Source organism: Pseudomonas sp. EGD-AK9 (assembly GCF_000465935.2).
In the GTDB taxonomy this organism is placed as follows: Bacteria; Pseudomonadota; Gammaproteobacteria; order Pseudomonadales; family Pseudomonadaceae; genus Aquipseudomonas.
Map to the genome: position 1 here is coordinate 1 of NZ_AVOF01000691.1, position 864 is coordinate 864.

The following is an 864-nucleotide window of genomic DNA, read 5'->3' on the forward strand; positions in this document are numbered from 1 at the left end:
CGGCGTTGGGGCCGAGGCCGGCGGCCAGCACCATCAGCGCGGCCCACACCAGTTCGGGGATGGCGCGCAGGGCGTTGAGCAGCAGGCGTGTGGCATGCAGGGCAAAGCCGCCGAAACGCCCGGCGGCCGGCAGCGCCAGGGCCAGGCCTAGCAGGGCGGCGAGCAGGGTGCCGATGGCGGACATGGCCAGGGTTTCCAGGGCGCCGCGGCCGATGGCCTGCAGGTGCGCGGCGGAGAAGTCCGGCTGCATAAAGCCGCCGGCGTACCTGGCCATCTGCGTCAGGCTGTCGCCACCAACCAGGCCGGCCAGGTCGATGCCCAGGTAGAGGAAGGAAGCGATCACCGCGGCGATCAGGGCGGCGAGCAGAATCAGGTTGCCGGTTCTCATAGCAGCCTCGCGCGCAGCAGGCGGCTGAGCTGGTCGGCCAGCAGCACCAGGGCGAGGAACACCAGCAGCATGCTGGCCACCTCGCCGCCGGCGAACATGCGCATCGACAGGTCGATCTGCTGGCCGAGGCCGCCGGCGCCGACGAAGCCCATCACCACCGAGGCGCGGATCGCGCATTCCCAGCGGTACACGGTGTAGGACAGCATCTCTCCCGCGGCATTGGGCAGCACGCCGTAGGCGAAGGCGCTCAGGCGGCCACTGCCGGCCAGCAGCAGGGCGCGGCTGGGGCGGGCGTCGACCGACTCGAAGATTTCCGCGTAGACCTTGCCGAGCATGCCGGCGTAGGTGATGGCGATGGCCAGCACCCCGGCGGTCGGGCCGAGGCCGACGGCGCGGACGAACAGCAGTGCCCAGACGATCTCCGGCACGCTGCGCAGGAAGATCAGCAGGCCGCGCACCGGCCAGCGCGCGAGATT

The 864-nt window shown here is 71.3% G+C and carries 2 protein-coding genes; both read right to left on the minus strand.

The annotated features are described in order from the left end of the window. Positions 1-388: ABC transporter permease (locus N878_RS22920; RefSeq protein WP_021445838.1), on the minus strand; the 388-nt coding region annotated here is incomplete at its 3' end. Further along, the coding region (locus N878_RS22925; RefSeq protein ID WP_021445839.1) for an ABC transporter permease at positions 385-864 on the minus strand (480 nt) is incomplete at its 5' end. The genes N878_RS22925 and N878_RS22920, both read right to left, overlap by 4 nt.